Genomic DNA, 20,423 nt, shown 5'->3' on the forward strand with positions numbered 1-20,423 from the left:
TTCCAAGGAGATTTACCCATGCCTACGCCTACCAAGGGTCCCCGCCTCGGCGGATCCCCGGCGCACGAGCGGGCGATGCTCAACAACCTGGCAGCCCAGCTCTTTGAAAACAAGTCCATCAAGACCACGGTGACCAAGGCCAAGCGCCTGCGTCCGGTGGCCGAACGCCTGGTGACCTTCGCCAAGCAGGGCGACCTGGCCGCGCGCCGCCGCGTGCTGAAGTCGATCACGGACAAGAGCATCGTGCACGAGCTCTTCACCTCGATCGCTCCGGCCGTTGCCGAACGTCCGGGTGGCTACACCCGCATCACGAAGATCGGTCCCCGCAAGGGTGACAACGCGCCCATGGCCGTGATCGAACTGGTGCTGGAGCCCTACTCGCCCAAGCAGGCCACCGTGAAGGAAGCCGAAGCAGTCGCCGATGCAGCTGCCGAAGCCCCCGCCGTGGAAGCCGACGTCGAGTCCGGTGCCCAGGAGGACGAGGCCCAGGCCGAAGCCACCGAGGCAGCCGAAGAGGCCAAGTGACGCTGATCTGAGGCCTGCGTCGGGCTCAGTCTTGACGTAGCTTCAACCCAGCTTCGCAGAGAAGGGGCCGGTCCACCGCAAGGTGGGCCGGCCCCTTCTGCACGTCCGGAGCGTGTGGGCGCTGAGTACGGGGCCCGGGACGCCGGGCGCACGGCGAAGTTTGGGCGGTCTGTTTCAGATTGGGCCGTTCAAACCGCCCAATCTGAAACAGACCGCCCAAACTAGCCAGGACCCTTAGGCGAAGACGACTGTGCGCTGGCCGTCGCGGATCACGCGGCCCTGCGCATGCCAGTTGACTGCGCGGGCCAGGACCGAGGCCTCGATTTCCGAGCCCGCCCGGACGAAATCCGCATTGGTCTGCGCGTGGGTTACCCGGGTGACGTCCTGTTCGATGATCGGGCCCTCGTCCAGGTCCGCGGTGACGTAGTGTGCCGTCGCGCCGATCAGCTTGACCCCGCGGGCGTGCGCGCGCTGGTACGGCTTGGCGCCCTTGAAGCCGGGCAGGAAGGAGTGGTGGATGTTGATGATCCGCCCGCCCATCTTCTCGCACAGTGCGGGGGAGAGCACCTGCATGTACCGGGCCAGCACCACCAGCTCGACGTCCAGGTCGTCGACCAGCTGTAGCAGCGCGGCCTCGGCGGCCTCCTTGGTCTCCGGGGTCGCCGGCACGTGGTGGAATGGCACTCCGTAGAACTCGGCCATCGGCGCCAGGTCCGGGTGGTTGCTCAGCACCGCGACCGGCTCGATCGGCAGGCCGCCGTTAGCGTGTTCGAACAACAGCTGGTTGAGGCAGTGCCCCGTCTTCGAGGCCATGATGAGCGTGCGCATCTTGCGGCCGGTGGGCGCCAGCTTGACGTCGAGCTGCAGGCGCTTGGCGTCCGCGGCCAAAGCGGCGTGGATGTCATCGGCCGTGGCATCGGCCTCGAACTCGATGCGCAGGAAGAACTGTTGGGAGTCGGGCGAGCCGTACTGGCGCGATTCGGTGATGTTGGCGTCCAGGCGCAGCAGGGCGCCGGATACTGCGTGCACGATGCCGGCGCGGTCAGGGCACGAAATGCTCAGCGTCCAGTTCGTGGGGGAAACGGTGGGTTCGAGGGTTTCAGACATGGTCCGATTTTACCGCCACACCATGGCCGGTCGCAGGCCGATCCCAGTGCCCAGATGACGGCCGGCGCGGGCCTGGCGGCCGGCGCGCTGATAACCTGGGGGAGTCGCCCGTGTAGCCAATACCGTGAGCGGCTGCCGCCCTCAACAGCGGTGTCGTGAGCCCCACACAAGAGGAAAACTTCATGACCGATTCCAATAACCTGTTCAATGCGCCGCTGGACGTGGTCGATCCCGAGATCGCCGCGGTGCTGGACAAAGAACTCAACCGGCAGCAGACCACCCTGGAAATGATCGCCTCGGAGAACTTCGTGCCCCGCGCGGTGCTCCAGGCACAGGGCTCGGTGCTGACGAACAAGTATGCGGAGGGCTACCCGGGCAAGCGCTACTACGGTGGCTGCGAGTTCGTCGACGTGGCCGAGGAACTGGCGATCGAGCGGGCCAAGAGCCTGTTCGGCGCGGAGTACGCCAACGTCCAGCCGCACTCCGGCGCGCAGGCCAATGCGGCCGTTATGCACGCCTTCGCCAAGGCCGGCGACGGCATGCTGGGCCTGGACCTGGCCCACGGCGGTCACCTGACCCACGGCATGAAGATCAACTTCTCCGGTCGGCTCTACGATGTGTCGTCCTACAAGGTGGACGCGACCACGCACCGGATCGACATGGACAAGGTGCGCGAAACCGCCCTGGAGCACCGTCCCAAGGTGATCGTTGCCGGCTGGTCGGCCTACCCCCGCCAGCTGGACTTCCAGGCCTTCCGCGACATCGCCGACGAAATCGGCGCGACCCTGTGGGTCGATATGGCGCACTTCGCCGGCCTGGTGGCCGCCGGCCTGCACCCGAACCCCGTCGAGTACGCCGATGTCGTGTCCTCGACCGTGCACAAGACGATCGGCGGCCCGCGTTCGGGCTTCATCCTGTCGAAGAACCCGGACAATGCGAAGAAGCTGAACTCCGCTGTGTTCCCCGGCCAGCAGGGCGGCCCGCTCATGCACGTGGTCGCGGCGAAGGCGATCGCCTTAAAGATCGCGGCCTCGGAGGCGTTCAAGGAGCGTCAGGAGCGCACGCTGCGCGGTGCGAAGATCATCGCCGAGCGCCTGCTGGAACCGGACGTGACCGCCAACGGCGTGTCCGTCCTGACCGAGGGCACCGACACCCACCTGGTGCTGGTCGACCTGCGCAACTCGGATCTGGACGGCCAGCAGGCCGAAGATCTGCTGCACGAGGTCGGCATCACCGTCAACCGCAATGCGGTGCCCTTCGATCCGCGCCCGCCGCGGGTCACCTCGGGCCTGCGGATCGGCACGCCGGCGCTGGCCACGCGCGGGCTGGGCGACAACGAATTCGCCGAGGTCGCCGACATCATCGCGCAGGCGCTCAAGCCGGGTGCCGACCCGGCGGCGCTGCGCAAGCGAGTCGATAAGATCGCTGCCGACTTCCCGCTGTACGAGGGGCTGAAGCAGTACTGATGACGGCTGTGAGACTGGACGGGCGCGAGGCGTCCAAGGCGATCAAGGCGGAGCTGGCCGAACGCATCGCAGCACTCAAGGCGAAGGGCGTGACCCCGGGGATCGCGACCGTGCTGGTGGGCGCGGACCCGGCGTCGCAGCTGTACGTGGGGATGAAGCACAAGCAGTCCGTGGCGATCGGGATGAACTCGATCCAGCGCGAACTGCCGGCCGATGCCACGCAGGAACAGGTCGAGGCGCTGATCGACGAGCTCAACGCCGACCCCACCTGCCACGGGTTCATCGTGCAGCTGCCCCTGCCGGGGCACCTGGACACGGATGCGATCCTGGAGCGGATCGATCCGGCCAAGGACGCCGACGGGCTGCACCCGACGAACCTGGGCAAGCTGGTGCTCAACGTCAATGCGCCGATCACCTCCCCGCTGCCGTGCACGCCGCGCGGGGTGATCGAGCTGCTGTTGCGCAACGACTATGACCTCAAGGGCAAGCACGTGGTGGTCGTGGGCCGCGGTGTGACGATCGGCCGGTCGATCGGCCTGCTGTTGACCCGCAGGGAGATCAACGCGACCGTCACGCTGACGCACACGGGGACGGTGGACCTGCCGAAGTACCTCAAGCAGGCCGACGTGATCGTGGCCTCGGCCGGGGTGAAACACCTGGTGAAGGCCGCCGACGTCAAGCCGGGTGCTGCGGTGCTGGATGTGGGCGTCACACGTGAAACGGATCCGGAGACCGGCAAGGCCAAGGTCTACGGCGATGTCGAGCCGGCCGTGGCGGATGTTGCGGGCTACCTGTCGCCGAACCCCGGCGGCGTTGGCCCGATGACGGTCGCCCTGCTGATGACGAACGTGGTCGAGGCCGCGGAGCGCACCGTGCAGGACTGAACGTCGCGCAATGGGCTGGCCTCCCGCTCTTGGCAGGTCCTCCCACAATGGGCAGTCACTTTGGTCTGGTTCCACCCCCGGAAACCAGACCAAAGTGACTGCCCATTGTTGTGCCCTGGTATGCCCTCAGGAGCCGATGGTCGCGGCTTCGACCTGGGCGTCTTCGGCCACTGCCCGGGCCACGAGCGAGCCGATGTACGGGCCCATGGTCAGTCCGCCCGCGCCGAACCCGGTGGCCAGGTACAGCCTGTCGGCGAGCCTGCCGAACAGGGGGAGTTCCGCGTCGGGGTAGGGCCGCAGCCCCACGCGGGTTTCGATCAGGGTGGCGTCGGCCAGGCCGGGCGCCACGTCCAGGGCCTTGGCCAGGACGGACAGCTGGCCGGAGGCGGTGACGCGCGGGTCGAAGCCGGCCTCGTGCTCGCGGGTGGCTCCCACAGCCACGCGGGAATCGCCGAAGGCCACCAGGTAGTGATCGCCCATGTGGACGCTGGGCCAGCCCGAGGTGTCCACGCCCTCGACGCGCAGGTGGGTGATCTGCCCGCGTTGCGGGTGCAGGGGCACCTCAATGCCCAAGGGCGCCAGCAGCGCATTGGTCCAGGCGCCGGAGGCGACGACGATCGCATCGGCGTGCAGGACCTGGGCCCGATCGGCAGTGCCTCCCGTGGCCTGATGCGCACTGCCCGCCGTGGCCGAGGCCCCCGCCGGCGGGTGCACCGTGACGGCTCCCGCTGTGCTTGCCTCCGCCTGTTCAGCGCCGACCGCTCCGAGACCCGCCCCGAGCTCGGCGCGCCCGCGGATCACCTGCGCTCCCAGGCCCACCGCAGCATCGAGGAGCGCATCGCGGAAGACCCGCCCGTCGACGTGTCCGCCGCCGGGGACCAAGAATCCCGTGAGGCCCGCGGCCAGGGGCGGGAACATCGCCTGCAGCTGTGCGGAGCTGAGCATCCTGGCATCGCCGATCAGCTCCTCGCCCGCGTCCTTGCGCGCCAGGGTCCGTTCCAGGGCGGTGGCAACGGTGGATTCGTCGCGGGACACGAAGAGGCCGCCGGTGCGTGCGAAGGAGGTCGTGTGGATGCCCCGGCCTGCCAGGCGTTCCAGCAGTCCGGGGTAGTGTGCGGCTCCGTGGGAGTACAGGCGGTAGAAGTCCCCGGTCACGGAACTGGACCATGGTTGCAGGATCCCGGCGCTGGCGGCGGTGGCCTGGCCGGTGTGGCCGGCGTCGATCAGGGTGGTCCGGATGCCGCGGGCGGCCAGTTCGAATGCGGTGGCGGCTCCCGCGATGCCTCCGCCGATCACGATAGCTGAGCTCATACGACTACGTTACCGGGCGCGGGCACAGTGCAGGCCGCTGCTGTTCCAACCCGTGAGCGGCCTCGGCTGGCGTTCACGGAACACGGATGCAAAATAGATAAGTGTGACCTAAGCTTAGTTGCCACCGACCCTAAGGAACGATCATGACTCAGACGCTCAGCGACCAGCCAGTGCAGGAATCCCGCTTCTCCCGCCGCCTGCGGGAGACCACGATGGAGCCGCACCGCAATGCGGAATCGGAATCGTTCATCGTGGAGCTGATGAAGGGCAACCTGGACACGGATGCCTATATCGCCCTGCTCGAACAATATGCGGTGATCTACGCGGCCCTGGAGGCGGAGGTCCGCGTGCGCTCGGCCGACCCGGTGATCGCAGCCTTCCATGACGACGGACTGGAGCGCGTGGCCGCGATCAACGCGGACCTGCACGTCCTGGCCGGGGACGACCGCGGCGCGCCCCGCCCGGTGCCGGCGACCGTTGCCCTGGCGGAACGGATCCGTTCGGGTCTGCCGGCCGAACGCCTGCTGGCCCATCACTACCTGCGCTATATGGGCGATCTGTCCGGTGGCCTGGCGATCGCCCGCCTGGTGGGTCGGCATTACGGTGTGGACTCAGAGGCGCTCAATATGTATACCTTCCCCGATATCTCCAAGCCCAAGGTGTTCAAGGACGGTTACCGTGACCGCCTGGATTCTGCGGCACTGACCCCGGAGCAGCAGGACGCCTTCATCGAGGAGGCCGCCCTGGGCTACAAGCTCAACCAGGCGGTGTTCCACGACCTGGGCGTGGCTCGCGGCATGGCCGCCTGACCTCGTACTATGTGTATTGACTACATGTGTGGGCTGTGCCTCAAATCGGCAGGATCGCTTGTGATCAAAGGACTACCTTAATAGTCTGGAGGCATGTTCGCCCTTACTCAGATGCGCGCCTCTAAGTCCGTCCGGAACCTGCGCACCCGGAACATCTTGACCCTGGCTGCCGCGGGGACCACCGCGGCCCTCCTGCTGACCGGTTGCGGTGCGCAGGGCTCCGGCAGTGGATCGGAGGCCTCCGGCTCCGCCGCGTCCCAGGGAACGGGCCAGGAGAACGTCCCCGAAGGCTGGCACTATGTGGCCGGCGGCGAGGTTCCCTCCGCCAAGGCCGAACCCAAACTCCCCGTCAAGGTCAAGGACGGTACCGGCGAGACCGTCGAGGTCAAGGACGCCAGCAAGATCATCGCAGCCAGCGACGGCGTGGTCAGCATTCTGGACTCCCTGGGTCTGTCCGACAAGGTCTACGCGGCACCGCAGAACTCGGTGACGCCCACGGCCAAGAACGCGCCCGAACACTTCGAGTACTCGCAGAAGACCGGTGTCGAGGGCCTGCTGTCCGTCAAGGGCACCATGTTCATCGGCGACAACGTGGACCGCCACGGGCAGGTCGCCAAGAAGTTCCGCGAGGCCGGCGTGAGCGCAGCGGTCTACAGCGACCAGGAGGAGACGACCAAGAAGATCACCGACGTCGGATCCTATGTGGGTGCCGACGCAGCCGCCAAGGAAGTTTCCCAGAAGGTCGGCGATCAGCTGAAGGAAGCAGCCACCTACAAGGACAAGCTGAAGGGCAAGAAGATCCTGCAGGTCACCTCGAACGGTGCCGGCGGGGCCAATGCGGTCGTCGGCAGCGGCACGGCCGGCGCGGACATCGTCAAGGCGATCGGCGCGACCTCCGTGGGCGAACAGGCCGGACTGCGCGGGTACTCCGTGAAGTTCAGCAAGGAGGGTCTGCTGGACGCCAAGCCCGATGTCATCGTGATGGGCACCGGCGACGTCGAGGAATGGGGCGGCGCCGAGGGCTTCCTGCAGGCCTTCCCCACGCTGGCCGACACCCCTGCTGCCAAGAACAACCAGATCTACGTCATGCCCAGTGAGCAGATCTCCGTGAGCGGTCCGGCCATCGGCGCGGGCGCGCTGGCCCTGGGCAAGGCCCTGGCCGATGGCTCCAACTGAGCTACACCCGGCACCTGAACCCACATCCGCCGACGTGGTAGCCGGTTCTGACTCGCGTCGCGCCCGGCGCCTGTCCCTGGGGGTGGGCCTGCCGATCATGGTGGTGGCCGTCATCGTGGCCATCGTGCTGTCGGTGGGGATCGGCCCGGTGAAGATCTCCCCGGGTACCACCGTGCAGATCATCGCGCACAAGTTCTTCGGATTCGGCAGTGAGCAGCCGGCCCTGGAGACCTCGGTCGTGATGAGCCTGCGCCTGCCACGGATCCTGTTCGGTGCCCTGACCGGGGCCGCTCTGGCCGTCAGCGGCGCTGTTATGCAGAGTCTGTTCCGCAACCCGCTGGCCGATCCAGGCGTGATTGGGGTGTCCGGCGGCGCCTCGACAGGCGCGGTCGTCGCGATTGTGCTGCTGTCCTCGGTGGGCGCGGGCCTCTACCAGTGGCTGGTCCCGGCCGCGGCGTTCTGCGGCGGCCTGCTGGCCGTGGCGATCATCTACACCCTGGCCCGCCCCGGCAGGGGCTACGGGACTTCGCGCCTGCTGCTGGTGGGCATCGCGGTGGGCGCTGGGTTCTCCGCGATCACCGGCTTTATGACCTTCCTCGCCGATGACGAGAAGCTCCAGTCCGTGGTGTTCTGGCAGATGGGCTCACTGGACGACATCGACTGGACCAAGCTGGCGGTCGGCGCAGCGGTGGTCATCGTCTGCGTCATCGTGCTGTGCCTGATGCACCGCAAACTGGACGCACTGACCCCTGGGGGAGCGCTCGGCGTACTATCTGGGCCTCAACGTCGTGTCCGTGCGGCGCTGGCTGATCATCCTGTCGGCCCTGCTGACCAGTGTCACGGTGGCCTTCGCAGGCACGATCGGCTTCGTGGGCCTGGTGGTCCCGCACGTGGTGCGGCTGCTCACCGGCCCCGCGCACCGCGGCCTGCTGCCGCTGTCGGCACTGACCGGCGCCCTGCTGCTTGTCGTCGCTGATACGATCGCGCGCTCCGTCGCGCCCCCGGCCGAGGTCCCGATCGGCCTGCTGACATCGGCGCTGGGCGCGCCGTTCTTCCTGTTCCTCGTCCTGCGTTCGAGGGAGGGGCGGCCATGAGCCCGTCGGCCGAACCGCGGATGACCCGCGAACTGCATCCGATCCGCGCACAGTCCCTGGGCTTCGCCGTGGGCTCCAGCGCACTGCTGAGCGATATCAGCTTCACCGTGGAGGAACCCTCGCTCATCGCGGTGGTGGGACCCAACGGCGCGGGCAAATCCACCCTGCTCAATGTGCTGGCCGGCAATCTGCGGCCCTCGGCGGGTGAACTGCTGATAGGGCCGCATGCGCCGCACGACTGGAACGCCGGCGAGCTGGCCCGCGTGCGCGCGGTGATGGAGCAGGAGCAGCATCCGACCTTCGGGTTCACCGTGCGGGAGCTGGTGGAACTGGGCCGGCTGCCCCACCCCAAGTCCGCTGCCGACGATGCGATCGTGGCCGAGGCGATGGCCAGGGCACAGGTGACGCACCTGGCCGACCGCGATGTCACAACCCTGTCCGGGGGTGAGATGGCGCGGACCGCCTTCGCCCGCACCCTGGCCCAGGACACCTCGATCTACCTCTTGGACGAACCGACGGCGGCCCTGGATCTGAAGCACCAGGAGGACGTCATGCGGGCGGCCAAGGATCTGGCGCACAGCGGGGCGATCGTCGTGGCGATCGTGCACGACCTGGGCCAGGCCGCGCGCCATGCCGACCGCATCCTGATGCTGGCGGGCGGTCACCTGACCGGTGATGGGACACCGGAGGAGGTGTTGACCGCACAGCGGATCGAGCAGCTCTACGGCCACCCCGTCGAGGTCTTCCGCTCACCGGATTCCGGCCAACTGGTCATCGTGCCGAAATGAGCACTTCGAAATGACCGACGCCGAGGCGGTTGCCGCATCCGATCCGTGGCGCCCGGGCCCGCGGCCGCGTGTAGTGCATCGCGTGCCCGTGCGCAGTCGCGCTCTCACGGCCCCGCTGCACGATGTGCCGAGCTCCGCACCCGAGGTCCTGGGCCCGGTCGCGGGATCGGCCGGGACGCAGGTCTGGGTCCGTTTTCTTCACTTCGCCCCAGATGCCCGGGCCGTGGCCCTGGCCCCCAGCGGCTGGTGGAACCCGGACCCCGTCGACGCGCTGGACCTGCATCCGGTGGGCGGTACCGGTTGGTTCGCCGCCGAGGTCGCAGCACCCGCGGACTGGATCGCCGGCTACCGCTTCGCCGAGTACCGTGGGCGGGCCGATCCTCCCTGGTGGACCACCGGACTCAAACGCCTGGAGCACCCGGACGTGCGGATGTCCGCCGGCTGTGCCAATCCGCGCGGGCTGACGGTCAAGGGCGGGGCCAGAACATCCCTGATCTGTGTGCCGGCGATCAACGCGGCCGCACATCCGGTCCTCGATCTGTTTCTCACACCCGAGTCCTGGCCCGAGCATGTTCAGGTACACCGGCTGGGCGGTGACACCGGCGGCCCTATAGGCCCGCCGGGCAAGGGCCCCGGTGACATGGATGGCGGACCCGCGGTCTGGTGGTGGGCCGCGTCCTCGGCGGGCACCCGGGAAACGCCGCTCATCGTGTTCTTCGACGGCGAAGCACATGTGCGCAACCACGACACCCCGCGGTTCCTAGCCGCAGCGGTGGAAGCGGGATTGTTGCCACCGGTCACAGCGGTGTTCGTCGAGTCGGGGCCGAACCGGGCGCAGGTCTTGGGTGTGCCGGGCGGTCGTGCGCAGTGGGTGGCGCGGACCCTGGTGCCCCTCCTGCTGAATACGGGCCTGGAGTCGCCGGGGACCGGCCGGGTGCGGATCAGCCGCGATCCACTGCAGCGCATGGTCACCGGCTCGAGCTTCGGCGGGCTGTCCACACTCTTCACCCTGGCCGCGGACCCCGGTGCCTGCGGGACCGGGATTGTGCAGTCGCCGTCACTGTGGCGCTATCCGGAGGGGGACTTCGCCGAGCTGCTAGCCCGAGCACTCGTACGAGGGGCGGTGCCGAAGAGTCAGCGGAAGCCGGGTGGGACCTCGGCCCGGATGCGCCTGCGGCTCGCAGCCGGACGGTTCGAGGGCAACGCCGTGGCGCGCTGTACCGGCCTGCACGCAGAGCTGGGCGGACTGGGACTGGACGTGGGGCCCGCGGTCACGGCTGTGTCCGGCGGCCACGACTGGTCCTGGTGGATTCCGCACAGCATCGCCCAGGCCGCAGAACTCCTGCGCTGAAAACAACGCTGGGGCCGGGATCGAATGATCGATCCCGGCCCCAGCGCATCCGCTATGCGGTTCAGGAGTCCTTGTTCAGGCCCAGGGTGAACAACACCCGGGGGATTCCCTGGCCGGCGTAGTTGGCGATGAGTTCGCCCTCGAAGCCCACCGAGGTGTGGAAGCTGATGGCGCCCACATTGTCCTGGAACGCGGTGGCCTGGACCTCGTCCTTTCCCAGCCCCTTGGCATCGTCGATGAAGCGGTTGTAAAGCTGGCGGCCGACGCCGTGGTGGCGGAAGTCGTCGCGGGCTGCGACCAGGTGGATGTAGGCAGGTCCGTTGATCGGGATGACGCCCAGCAGATAGCCCACGATCTCGTTCTGGTACCTGGCGACCAGACCGGATCCGCCCAGCTGGCGAACCCAGTAGGCGTCCAAGTCCTCCGTGAGGTCACGGGCGCCCCAGAAGGATTTCTGGGTGGAGACGAGGAAGTCGCGCAGTTCGGTGGGATCGACCTCATCCAACGGACTGATCCGCAGGTGGGACTGATCGTAGGTCTGGGTGTCGGCCATGGCTGCTCCTCATGAATGTCAGTGGTGGTTACAACTGTAGCGCTTTCTACCTGGCGTCGAAATTGAAAATGTCATGATCACCCGGAGTCGACTATGACCTGTGTCTCAGTGATGTCCGTCTCGGTTGCCCGGGTGATTCCAGCATAGCGCCGGGTGGCCTTGTCGGTGCAGTCCCCGGTTGCTGAGCATTTGCCATGACATGATGGGGCCATGCTTCGAATCAGTACCGTCAATGTCAACGGCGTGCGTGCCGCGATGCGCAAGGGCATGGAACCGTGGCTTACGACCAGCACCTCCGACCTCATCACCATGCAGGAAGTCCGCGCGGCCAATCCGATCGCCCCCGACCTGCTGGAACCCCTGGGTTGGCACGTCTACTCCGCCGACGCCGAGGCCAAGGGCCGGGCTGGAGTTGCGATCCTGTCGAAGGTGCCGGCCAAGGACGTGCGGATCGGCAACGGGGATGAGTACTTCGACCGCGCCGGCCGCTGGCTCGAGGCGGATTTCGAACTGGCCGACGGCAAACTCCTGACCCTGGTCAGTGCCTATGTGCACTCCGGCGAGGTCGACACCCCCAAACAGGTCGACAAGTACCACTTCCTCGACCAGATGATCGCCCGGATGCCGCAGCTGGCCGAACATGCCGACTACGCAGTGGTCACCGGCGACCTGAATGTCTGCCACACCGAACTGGACCTGAAGAACTGGAAGGCCAACAGGAAGAAGGCCGGCTTCCTGCCTGAGGAACGCGCCTACTTCGACCGTTTCTTCGACGCCGATGACATCGGCTGGGTCGACGTGCAGCGGTCCCTGGCCGGCGAGGTCCCCGGGCCCTACACCTGGTGGTCCCAGCGTGGGAAGGCCTTCGACAACGATGCGGGCTGGCGGATCGACTACCACATGGCCACTCCCGCGCTCGCAGAATCCGCCCAGGCCTTCTCCATCGACAGGGCTGACAGCTATGCCGAAAGGTGGAGCGATCATGCCCCACTCAATGTGAAATACGACATATCTGGGCCGGCCGCCGTGTAGCCGGCGCCACTGTCCGAACGGGTAGCCCCCGTCTGGTTCCGCAGAAGACCCGGTGACGCTGTTACCGGGTCTTCCGCATTCCGGCGGGGGCTTTTGCGTGCCTGAAGCACCCCTGGGTAATAGCTGGTCAGGGTGCTGTAAGACCGGTGTATAGCGGTATGCCACAGCTGTGGGATTTACGGAAGGCATGTTGACCTTAATAGCGTAGCGGGGTGATACTCTTCTGAGGCAAAGCTATGTTTTCTTTAAGGTTGTTTTAAACGATGCGCTATCCCCACAAGCACACGCTGGGCGCCCTCGCGGCCTCGGTTGTGGTGGCCATGGTCGCCCTGACAGGTTGTTCCGGAAACATGGAACTGGACGCTTCGGGCCCCATGCGACCGATCAAGGACGTGGACGATAAGTCGATCGACGTGCCGATGAAGCCCAAACGGGTTGTGACCCTGAGCGAACCGACCACCGATGCCGCACTGGCATTGGGCGCCAAGCCCATCGGGATCGTCTCCGGGCGCGGTCAGTCGACGGTGTCGAACTACCTCAAGGACAAAGGCGAGGCCGTCAAGGGCGGCGACCTGGAGATCCTGGGCGGTGTGGCCAATCCGGACTACGAGAAGATCGGCGCGGCCAAGCCCGATCTGATCCTGGTGGACGGAACCTCGATCAACAACAACCAACAGGCTCTGGACAAGCTCGCGGCGATCGCGCCCCTGGTCTACACCGGTTACGCCGGCGGCCCGTGGAAGGACAACTTCCGGCTGACCGCGAAGGCCCTCAACGAGGAGGCCAAGGCGGAATCCCTGATCTCCGGCTATGACAAGCGGACGAAGGAAGTCTCCGGCGAGCTGAAGTCCAAGGGTCTGCTGGACAAGACGTACTCGATCGTCCGGTGGGAGGGCGGGTCCGCCTCGCTCATCCTGAAGGAGCTGCCTCCTGGCCAGGCGCTGACCGATATGGGGATGAAGCGTCCCAAGAACCAGGACATGGACGGGCGCGGGCACTCCGAACCGGTGTCCCTGGAGAACATCAAGGACATCGACGCGGACTATATGTACTTCGGCAGTCTGGGCGGAGCCTCGATCAGCAACCCGAATGCCGGTGGCGGTGTGGATGTTGCCGCAGGGCAGGAACAGCTGCGCACGGCCACCGGAACCCCCGGGTTCTCCAAGCTGCAGGCCTTCGGACAGAACCACGTGTTCCCCGTCGACGGTTCGATGTGGACGTCCACCGGCAGCTATTACCTGATGAACGCGATCGTCGACAACGTCGAAGACCTCATGATCAAGGAGGACGCCAAGGGCCAGGGCAAGGGAACGGTGGGCGATGCGCCCGCAGCCGGCACCGACCAGGCGCCCGAAGGAGATTCGGCCGGGGCCGATGACGCCGGTGGCGACGAGTCCGGCATCGGCGGATCGGGCGAGGACGTGCCACCCGGGGCCGACGGTTCCGAAGATTCCCCCTCAATAGATCCCGGCGATGGTGGAGGCAGCACCCCGATCCCACCGGGCAAGAAGAACAGCAATGTCGTCGTGCCGGGCTGAGGCCTGCGCGGTAATTGGAGAATGATGATTCGCAGACTTCACAGTGCGCTGAATCCGAAGCGAGTGACGGTATTCCTGGGAATGCTCGTCGGGCTGGTCCTGATCGCGGCCGGTGGAATGGGCGGCCTGGCACCGGCCCAGGCCAAGACGACCGCGGGCCTGGGAACCGAGGGCCGCGGCTATTCCTCAGTCGTCGGCGGTGACTCCACACCTGACGCGAACGTCCCCACGGGCAGTGTCCGGGCGGCCAGTTCCAAGGCCGGCTATTGTGCCGGCTACGGTGAGGAACACACAGAGACTGACGGGAAGGGTCGGGAGTACAAGTACTTCGTCGCCGATACCTTCGCCTTGGACGGCAAACTGCGCCTGTGTGGCACCGGCTGGCAGGACCAAGCCGGTAAGACCGGCTCCGCCATCGGCATCAAACTGGACGGTGGCGGGAGCAAGGACGGCCAGAACTGGCGCAATTACTCCATCAAACTCAATGGGAAGACGTATGCTCCGCGGAAGAAGGACTCCGGCGGTCCCGGCGACCTGACCCGTCCCAGCGTGTGGACGGCGGCTCTGGCGGATAAGAAGGGTAACTGGAAGGCCGAGTTCGCCCCGCCCATGGGGAACAACGAACAGAGCGGCAACCACTGGAAGGTCGGCCAGTCCCACGAGATTCAAATGCTCAGTGGCCAGATCACCACCGTCGTTCCGAATGACACACAGCGGTCTCCGGTCGGCAAGATCTCCATTACCCCCAAGGGCACCCAGACGATCAACTGCAGCACGGACCAGGTCAAGGTCACCCATGTGGGAGGCAACCAGACCGCCCAGGCGTGCATACAGCAGAAGGTGTCGAGCAAGGCCGGCAGCACCATGTCCATCTGGGGTGCGGGCTGGACGACCACGGATAAGAGTAAGGGCTCCAATGTCCTCCTCAAGCTCAACTCCCGAGTGGGCCGTCGCGATGGCACCGATTTCCAGTTCCAGCGTACCGACGCCGACGAAGGCGGGGTGCTCAAGGACCCGGGGACCGGCAAGGCGAATGCCAGTATCTGGCAGGTGATCAAGGCCGGAGACGACGGAACGATCGGCAGTCAGGACAAGCCGGTTACGGTGCCGATCCCACAGAAGGAGAATCTGCCTGCGAAGTACCAGAGCAATTCCTCTGCTGAGCTGAAAGAGGGTTCCAAGTTGACCGCGTCGTTTGACACCGGTTCGGTCAAGGGGGACACCAAGCACAGCGTCACGTCCAATCCGTTGATCGTCGACGGCAAGAAGTACGCAGGCGATCTGGACCCCAATACCAAATCGTGCACGACCGATCTCAAGACACCGACGGTCAAGGTCGAATACAAGCGCGGGGATTCCTCGAAGTACCCCAAGTACGGTTTCGGTGAGAAGATCACCATGACGGGCGAGGGCTGGTGCAACAACCCGAAGGATCCCGATAGCGGCGGAGCAAGCATCGCCCTGAAACTCGACGGCAATAAGAACGCGCCCTATTCGGGCAATGCCCCCGGGATGAAGAAGCCCAAGCAGACCCAGACCCTGACCATGGCCAGCGTATGGGACATGATCACCGTGAACAGCGGCGACGGCAGCTTCTCGACCACGATCACCCTGCCCAGCGGCAAGAGTAAGGGCAAGGGCAAGACCGATCCGGCCTTCGACGCCGGCATCCACACGATCCGGTTGCTCACCGGTTCGACCAAGCAGAACGCAATCGTGCAGGCCATCGACACCAATAAGTTCTGTGTCAACGCCTGTGTTCCGGCACTGGCCCCGGACCTGATCGACCCGAACGAGGATTTGACGAAGAAGAATCAGAACGGATTCAGGTCCTTCTACTCCGAGGGCACCCTGACCGGCTACAGCGCACGCTTGAAGCCCAAGGATTACGCTTTCATCTCGCTGTACGACCAGTACACCACCGCCTCGTATCCCCATGGGGAGCGGAAATGGCTGACCATGGGCGGTTCGGGATTCTTGGACATCAAATACGCTCAGTCCCAACTTCCGGAGGGCAAGTTCTACGTCGTACTCCAGGACGAGGATGAAAAGGTCGTCGGCTGGAAGAAGATGAGCGGGCCGAACACGGATGTGGACGAGGTTTCGACGGAAGCCGGCGCAAACGCGGCGAACGAAGGACCCAACGATGTCCAGGGCGGTGACAATACCGTCGTGGAGGAGACGATCTACCAGGATGATGGCGCCGGGGAGGCGGCCGAACCGGTGGAGAGCATCCCGATGCCGGATAAGCCCGTGGACTCGCCGATCGATTCCGTTGAGGAACTCAATCAGGACAATACCGGTGGGGTCACCGGCAAGATCAACGGCAATCTGGTCACCTTGAAAATGGGGAAGGATGTGCCCCCGGGAGAATGGGTCTACCTCTACATCTATCCGGGCAAGACCCCGATCGGCTGGCTGCAGGTGGATACCGCGAGCCAGATCCAATTGGACGTGACGAACTTGCCCGAGGGGGACTACCAGCTGGTCCTGGCGAACCGGAAGGGCGAACTGGCCGGCTGGGCTCAGTTGCCGCTCAAACGCGGGGCCGGGGTAGCAGGGGCGAACCTGTCCGACTACCTGGGCAAGGGTTATTCGCCCTCGAATCTGAAATGGAACGACATTCTTCTCATGGCCGCCGGAGGTGTGCTGGTGCTGGGCACCGGTGCCGTCGTGGCAATCGCAGTGGCTCGCAATAGGAAGCGGTGAAGCACATGGACAACGCACATAGGCCATCCGCAAAGCGGTTGCCGGGAACATGGATCGGGGCCATCTTGTTGGCCCTGGCCGTCGCCTTGGCGTCGGTCATCATGGCAGGGCCGGTGCAGGCCCTGCCCCCAGGGGGCGCTCAGCCGAACACACCGGGCACCAAGTCCACGATCTCCCCGAAATCGGTGCGGGCCGGCGGCAGGGTGAACTTCACCCTGCGAGGCTATCCCGGAGGTGAGACCGTCTATGTCAAGTTCGACGACGGTGGCAGCAGCGATGGCGACCAGTCGATCCAGGGCCAGGGCGTGGTCCACCAGCAGAAGATCCCCAAGTCCGGGACCGTCAGCGGATCTGTGAAGATCCCCAACGATCTGGCCAATGGCACACACTGGATGCGGTATTTGGCATCGGAAACAGTTCCGGGCAAGGGATCCAAGGGCTACACGAATCGCAGTCCCAACTTCACAGTGACCGGCAGTGCGAACACCACCGGCAAGAAGTCGAAGGCCGGCGGGTATGCCAAGGTCAGCGGCGGCAATAGCGGCACGACCACCAAGAAGACCACCGTGGTCGGCGGCAGCAAGGGCTCATCGGGCAATAGCACCCAGGGGGCAGCGGCCAACGCGCCCCAGGCCGGAGCCAATCAGGCCCAGGTGCCGGGCGCAGCCGGCGGTCAGGCGGGAGCCGCGCCGCAGGCCGGCAGCACCGAGGACCAGAAAGCCGTCGAGGAGCTGGGCAAGCAGAATGAACTCTTGGCCGGGGAACTGTCCAAGCGGGACAACTCCTTCCCCTGGATGGGTCTGATCGGGATCATGCTGGCTTTCCTCGCCGTGGTGACCATGGGCGTCGCATTCCTGGCCAGGCCCCAACGGGCCGCGATCCACGCTGCGCCGGCACCGGGCACCGAACCGGTGTGGACACGCAGCGGCGACCATCCGGCCAAGTCCTATCCTTTCGGCGGTTCCCAGACAGGGGAGACGCCGGGAAAATCACAGGGTCCAGTTCCTCCGGCGAAGCCGGACCCTTCCCAGCACAAGCCGGAATAGCCCCGCGCCGTTCGCAGGCCGCACTCGCCCGCCAAGAGGCGGCGCGAGCGGTTCGCGCGCGCACCCATGTGCTCAGGGCCGTTTACGTGGTCATCGCCCTGGCCGTCATCTTCGTGGCAGTGATCCTGGGGATCATGCTGGGCTCGAACATGATGAACCCGATCCAGGTGGTCAAGGCACTGTTCTCGTCCGCCGCGGACGGTTCGGAAGTGATCAGGGGCCTGCGGCTGCCGCGCAGCGTGGCGGCTCTGGTTGTCGGCCTGGCTCTGGGCGCCGCGACCTGCATCATGCAGGCGCTGACCCGCAACCCGCTGGCCGAACCCGGCATCCTGGGCATCAACGCAGGCGCTTCGGTCGCGGTGGTGTTGTCCGCCGCGATTACGGGCATCATGACGCCGGGAGCCAATATGATCGCGTCCTTCGTGGGCGCGGGCCTGGCCGCCGCCGGCGTTTACCTGCTGGGCATCGCGGGCGGTCATCGGGCATCGCCGGTCCGCCTGGCCCTTGCCGGTGTTGCGATCAGCGCGGCGCTCACGGCGATCACGCAGACCATCATCTCCGGCAACCAGGCGGTGTTCAACGAGTTCCGCTACTGGGTCGCCGGAAATCTGGAGGGCAAGGCCTATGCCGATCTGTGGATTCCGCTGGTCGTCATCGTCGTGGGCCTGGCGGTCTCCTTCGCGGTGATTCCGGGACTCAACGCCCTGGCCCTGGGCGACGAGGCCGCGATCGGCCTGGGCGTGAAGGTCGGGACTATCCGGACCGTTTCGCTCATCGCTGTCACGCTGCTCTCCGCAGCGGCGACGGCTATCGCAGGCCCTCTGACCTTCGTCGGCCTGGCGGTGACGATCATCGCCCGCAAGCTGATGAAGGACTCCCTGGGCTGGAGCCTGGGCCTGGCGGCACTGCTGGGTGCGGCCTGGCTGCTGCTGTCGGATGTGCTGGCCCGTGTCATCGTGGCGCCGGCGGAGATCCAGGTGGGCATCATCGCCTCCCTGGCAGGTGCTCCGTTCTTCATTCTCATCGTTCGCAAGGCCAAGGGGCTGGATAGGTCATGAGCATCAAGGAACCACCGGTGACCGAACAGTCCGCTGCAGTGCGTGGCGTCGCGCGGAGGGGCAGCCGTTTCACGGTCTTTCGCCTCGGGCCCCTGAGCCTGCGTTTCGAGGCGCGTACCCTGCTGGTGTGCCTGACCATCCTGGTCCTGGCCGTCGCGGTGTTCATCGCGACGCTGATGATCGGTGACTACGGATTGTCGATCAAGCAGTCGATCGAGGGTCTGTTCGGCACGTCCTCGGACAGGCTGGCGAACTATTTCGTGCAGTATGTCCGCCTGCCGCGTGCCCTTGCAGCCCTTCTGGTGGGCGCGGCCCTGGGCATCAGTGGCGCCCTGTTCCAGATCTATTCGGGCAATCCTCTGGGCAGCCCGGACATCATCGGTTTCGCAGCCGGTTCCTCGACCGGCGCGATCCTGGCCATCATCGTCTTCGGCGGGTCCGGAATCCAGACCCCGTTGGGCGCGCTGATCGGAGGGGTGGGGGCCGCGATCCTCATCTCCCTGTTGGCCGGGGGGCTGGCCACACCCGGCTTCAAGATGGTGCTGATCGGCATCGGCGTGTCAGCGGCCCTCAAAGCCGTCGACAGCCTGTTGCTGGTCAAGGCCCCCTTGGAGGCGGCACAGGACGCCCAGCAATGGAACATCGGTTCGCTCAACGGCATGACGTTCAGCAGCCTGATGTGGCTGGTGCCGGTCCTCATCATCTGCATTCCCTTCCTGCTGTGGCTGTCCAAGCCCCTGTCGATGCTGCCCATGGGCGATGAACCGGCGACGGGTCTGGGCGTGCCCACCGGACTGGTACGCGCCATGACCCTGGTGATCGGTGTGGTCCTGGTGTCCCTGGCAACCGCGGTCGCCGGTCCCATCGCCTTCGTCGCGCTGGCGGCCCCGCATATCTCGAAGCGGCTGGCGCGGACGTCCGGGGCCGCGATCGGCACCTCGGCCATGCTGGGCGCACTGCTGGTGGCGGTCTGCGATGTCATCGCCCAGCGGATCTTCGCCCCCAATGAGATCGCCGTGGGCATTGTGACGTCCTCGATCGGCGGCATCTATCTGATCTTCCTGCTCTTCATCGAATACCGGAGAGGCACCCTATGAGCATCGACAACACGGACCCGTACGCATCCTCGGCCTCCGAAGCCCCCAACACCGCTGCAACCGCGGTTCTGCCTGAGCAGCTGCCGCCGCGGATCTCCGCACGGGGCATCCATGTGGGGTACGGGGATCACAAAGTGCTCAAGGGTGTGGACTTCGATCTACCCGCCAATGAACTGACCGTGATCCTGGGCCCCAACGCCTGTGGCAAGTCGACCCTGTTGAAGTCCCTGGCGCGCGTGCTCAAACCCACTCAGGGCGACGTTCTGCTCGACGGGCAGGACATCCATGCGATGAACTCGAAGGAAGTTGCCCGGCACCTGGGGCTTTTGCCCCAGCAGTCCACTGCGCCCGGGGACATCACCGTCGCAGACCTGGTGGCACGTGGCCGCTACCCGCATCAGGGGATGATGCGGCAGTGGAGCGAGGCCGATGAGATCGCGGTGGAGAACGCCCTGCAGTTGGCCTTCGTCGCGGAATTCGCAGACCGCCCCGTGCACGCCCTGTCCGGTGGCCAGCGCCAACGCGTGTGGATCGCCATGGTGTTGGCGCAGGAGACCGACATCCTGATGTTGGACGAGCCGACCACATACCTGGACATCACGCACCAGATCGAGGTCCTGGACCTGGCCGCGCGCTTGCACGCGGAGGGTTGCACCGTTCTGGTCGTGCTGCACGATCTGAACCTGGCATTCCGCTACGCGACCCATGTGGTGTTCATGCGCCAGGGGGAACTGATCGCCCAGGGTAGGCCGGCCGACATCGTCACGGCCGAACTCATCGAGTCCGTGTTCGGTTTGTCCTGCAGCGTGATCGACGATCCCGCTTCCGGGACACCCCTGATTGTGCCGGCACTGTCCCGCTTCGCGAGACGCCGGTAAA

The 20,423-nt window shown here is 65.9% G+C and carries 18 protein-coding genes and 1 pseudogene; 16 read left to right on the forward strand and 3 right to left on the reverse strand.

Annotation, left to right across the window (positions count from 1 at the left end):
* Positions 1 to 18: 18 nt before the first annotated feature.
* The gene (gene rplQ / locus NQ038_RS12260; RefSeq protein ID WP_257048581.1) at positions 19 to 525 is read left to right on the forward strand and encodes a 50S ribosomal protein L17; all 507 of its coding nucleotides are present in this window, start codon (positions 19 to 21) and stop codon (positions 523 to 525) included.
* A 234-nt stretch (positions 526 to 759) separates the two neighbouring features.
* Here the strand turns inward: rplQ and purU are convergent, their stop codons facing one another.
* Positions 760 to 1,632 carry a formyltetrahydrofolate deformylase gene (purU, locus tag NQ038_RS12265; protein WP_257062677.1) on the reverse strand — a complete coding sequence of 291 codons (873 nt, stop codon included), beginning with the start codon at positions 1,630 to 1,632 and terminating at the stop codon, positions 760 to 762.
* Positions 1,633 to 1,814: 182 nt separating this feature from the next.
* On the opposite strand from purU, the gene glyA reads away from it, so the two are divergent.
* Positions 1,815 to 3,098, forward strand: coding sequence for a serine hydroxymethyltransferase (gene glyA, locus NQ038_RS12270; RefSeq protein ID WP_257062678.1), 1,284 nt, complete (start codon positions 1,815 to 1,817; stop codon positions 3,096 to 3,098).
* Positions 3,098 to 3,982: a bifunctional methylenetetrahydrofolate dehydrogenase/methenyltetrahydrofolate cyclohydrolase gene (locus NQ038_RS12275; protein WP_257062679.1), complete on the forward strand. Its 885-nt coding sequence runs from the start codon at positions 3,098 to 3,100 to the stop codon at positions 3,980 to 3,982. Before glyA ends, NQ038_RS12275 begins: the two co-directional genes overlap by 1 nt.
* Before the next feature lie 126 nt (positions 3,983 to 4,108).
* On the opposite strand, the gene NQ038_RS12280 is transcribed toward NQ038_RS12275, so the two are convergent.
* On the reverse strand, positions 4,109 to 5,293 hold the full coding sequence (locus NQ038_RS12280) for an FAD-binding oxidoreductase (protein ID WP_257062680.1): 1,185 nt from the start codon (positions 5,291 to 5,293) through the stop codon (positions 4,109 to 4,111).
* A gap of 143 nt (positions 5,294 to 5,436) precedes the next feature.
* On the opposite strand from NQ038_RS12280, the gene NQ038_RS12285 reads away from it, so the two are divergent.
* From NQ038_RS12285 to NQ038_RS15695, 6 genes and pseudogenes are all read left to right on the forward strand, one after another.
* A complete protein-coding gene (locus tag NQ038_RS12285; RefSeq protein WP_257062681.1) occupies positions 5,437 to 6,102 on the forward strand; it encodes a heme oxygenase (biliverdin-producing) in 666 nt (221 codons plus the stop codon).
* A gap of 93 nt (positions 6,103 to 6,195) precedes the next feature.
* Entirely contained in the window at positions 6,196 to 7,278 is a 1,083-nt protein-coding gene (locus NQ038_RS12290; RefSeq protein WP_257062682.1) for an ABC transporter substrate-binding protein, read from the forward strand.
* Positions 7,279 to 7,375: 97 nt separating this feature from the next.
* A pseudogene (locus NQ038_RS12295) lies at positions 7,376 to 7,966 on the forward strand (FecCD family ABC transporter permease); the annotation flags it as partial.
* A 106-nt stretch (positions 7,967 to 8,072) separates the two neighbouring features.
* Entirely contained in the window at positions 8,073 to 8,372 is a 300-nt protein-coding gene (locus NQ038_RS12300) for an iron ABC transporter permease (protein ID WP_257062683.1), read from the forward strand.
* Positions 8,369 to 9,160 carry a heme ABC transporter ATP-binding protein gene (locus NQ038_RS12305; RefSeq protein ID WP_257062684.1) on the forward strand — a complete coding sequence of 264 codons (792 nt, stop codon included), beginning with the start codon at positions 8,369 to 8,371 and terminating at the stop codon, positions 9,158 to 9,160. The genes NQ038_RS12300 and NQ038_RS12305 overlap by 4 nt, the downstream gene beginning before the upstream one ends.
* 82 nt (positions 9,161 to 9,242) lie before the next feature.
* Positions 9,243 to 10,511 (forward strand): alpha/beta hydrolase-fold protein, encoded by a 1,269-nt coding sequence (locus NQ038_RS15695; protein ID WP_257062686.1) that lies wholly within the window; start codon positions 9,243 to 9,245, stop codon positions 10,509 to 10,511.
* A 61-nt stretch (positions 10,512 to 10,572) separates the two neighbouring features.
* Here the strand turns inward: NQ038_RS15695 and NQ038_RS12315 are convergent, their stop codons facing one another.
* A complete protein-coding gene (locus NQ038_RS12315) occupies positions 10,573 to 11,064 on the reverse strand; it encodes a GNAT family N-acetyltransferase (RefSeq protein WP_257048593.1) in 492 nt (163 codons plus the stop codon).
* Between the two features lie 210 nt (positions 11,065 to 11,274).
* Here NQ038_RS12315 and NQ038_RS12320 point away from each other — a divergent pair, with 210 nt between their 5' ends.
* The 7 genes from NQ038_RS12320 (at position 11,275) to NQ038_RS12350 (ending at position 20,422) form a co-directional block, all read left to right on the forward strand.
* Positions 11,275 to 12,096 (forward strand): exodeoxyribonuclease III, encoded by an 822-nt coding sequence (locus NQ038_RS12320; protein WP_257062687.1) that lies wholly within the window; start codon positions 11,275 to 11,277, stop codon positions 12,094 to 12,096.
* A 263-nt stretch (positions 12,097 to 12,359) separates the two neighbouring features.
* On the forward strand, positions 12,360 to 13,634 hold the full coding sequence (locus tag NQ038_RS12325) for an ABC transporter substrate-binding protein (protein ID WP_257062690.1): 1,275 nt from the start codon (positions 12,360 to 12,362) through the stop codon (positions 13,632 to 13,634).
* 63 nt (positions 13,635 to 13,697) lie between these two features.
* Positions 13,698 to 16,343 (forward strand): hypothetical protein, encoded by a 2,646-nt coding sequence (locus tag NQ038_RS12330; protein ID WP_257062692.1) that lies wholly within the window; start codon positions 13,698 to 13,700, stop codon positions 16,341 to 16,343.
* Between the two features lie 65 nt (positions 16,344 to 16,408).
* Positions 16,409 to 17,389 carry a hypothetical protein gene (locus tag NQ038_RS12335; protein ID WP_257062693.1) on the forward strand — a complete coding sequence of 327 codons (981 nt, stop codon included), beginning with the start codon at positions 16,409 to 16,411 and terminating at the stop codon, positions 17,387 to 17,389.
* Positions 17,390 to 17,457: 68 nt separating this feature from the next.
* On the forward strand, positions 17,458 to 18,447 hold the full coding sequence (locus tag NQ038_RS12340) for an iron ABC transporter permease (RefSeq protein ID WP_257062694.1): 990 nt from the start codon (positions 17,458 to 17,460) through the stop codon (positions 18,445 to 18,447).
* Entirely contained in the window at positions 18,444 to 19,544 is a 1,101-nt protein-coding gene (locus tag NQ038_RS12345; protein ID WP_257062695.1) for an iron chelate uptake ABC transporter family permease subunit, read from the forward strand. The genes NQ038_RS12340 and NQ038_RS12345 overlap by 4 nt, the downstream gene beginning before the upstream one ends.
* Positions 19,541 to 20,422: an ABC transporter ATP-binding protein gene (locus NQ038_RS12350; RefSeq protein WP_257062696.1), complete on the forward strand. Its 882-nt coding sequence runs from the start codon at positions 19,541 to 19,543 to the stop codon at positions 20,420 to 20,422. Before NQ038_RS12345 ends, NQ038_RS12350 begins: the two co-directional genes overlap by 4 nt.
* Position 20,423 lies beyond the last annotated feature (1 nt).

The sequence above is a fragment of the Brevibacterium sp. 50QC2O2 genome (assembly GCF_024580675.1).
Lineage (GTDB): Bacteria > Actinomycetota > Actinomycetes > Actinomycetales > Brevibacteriaceae > Brevibacterium > Brevibacterium moorei.